We start from the raw sequence: 1,142 nt of genomic DNA on the forward strand, positions 1-1,142 counted from the left end.
GGGGTGAGTTGCACGTTTGCGGTGTCGCTGATGATGGTCATCTATGGCACACGATTCGTCACACAGATGGTTCTTGGTCTCCTTTCGGTGATGTTGAAGGACCCGCAGGAGACCGAGGCAAATTTATTAATGTCAGTTGTGCAGAAGTTGGGGGTGAGTTGCACGTTTGCGGTGTCGCTGATGATGGTCATCTATGGCACACGATTCGTCACACAGATGGTTCTTGGGAGCCTTTCCGTGATGTTGAAGGGCCCGCAGGAGATCGTGGTTATTTCAAAGCTGTTTCCTTGGCAGGTCTTTTCTTGCCTAAAGCCGTTATTAATTGGATCAAAAGAGATAATGTGGCTCAGTTTGGAGAAGCAGATTGGAAAAATGAAGTCAAACGAATGTCTGGTTTAACTTTAGAACAAGCCCAAAAAGTTGCGGCTGAAGATGCAAGAATTACATTCTTCTTCTATACGCGACAACCAATGAATCTTGGGCCAAAAGGAAATTTCTCTCCTGGAGATGCTGTGTTTTTCTCCGGACAACCCTGGTACGGTAGTGCGCCACAGGCTGATGCTTATGAAAAAGCCGTTATCAATTAGTCTCACTGGATAACGGTATCAAACGGGAGTTAGCCCGCACGGTGGGCTAACTTCCGTTTAGACTACCGCACGGTTTATTCCTAATGGCATAAATGAACAACGAACAATCAGCTATGAGTAGCCAAATCTCAGTAATTGGGTAAAACTTGGCGTAATACTTCCAAAAGATGATCGAAACCGTTTGTTTCATCCCACCAGAAATTTGACTGGCTTTTTTATTTCAGCCTCATTATTGCAAAATGTTCCCGTGCGCTCCCAGCGATCCCCATCATAAAAAATGCTTTAAAGTCAAAATAATCACAAAATTTTCCAAAAATCGTATTAATTATAGAACTAACAGCCTGGAAATTTAAATTAACTATCCAAGCCGGCTATTTAGCCTAAACCCTAGTTTTTTCAACAAGGAGAGCAGAATATGTACCTACAAAAAAAGCGACAATTTGTACTGTTTACAAACATAAAAAACTTTTCTTTAATGACAATACTCCGGACAGTTTTTAAGCAGCCAGAGTACCATAAGACAAGACTGAAGGAAGGTTAGGGTGATTTAAAATC

General features: G+C 42.0%; 1 protein-coding gene. It reads left to right on the forward strand.

Annotation, left to right across the window (positions count from 1 at the left end; translation table 11 throughout):
• The coding region (locus tag QUB11_RS31025; RefSeq protein ID WP_333207531.1) for a hypothetical protein at window positions 1-587 on the forward strand (587 nt) is incomplete at its 5' end.
• Between the last annotated feature and the right edge of the window lie 555 nt (window positions 588-1,142).

Source organism: Microcoleus sp. B6-A1 (assembly GCF_036705085.1).
Taxonomy (GTDB): domain Bacteria; phylum Cyanobacteriota; class Cyanobacteriia; order Cyanobacteriales; family Microcoleaceae; genus Microcoleus.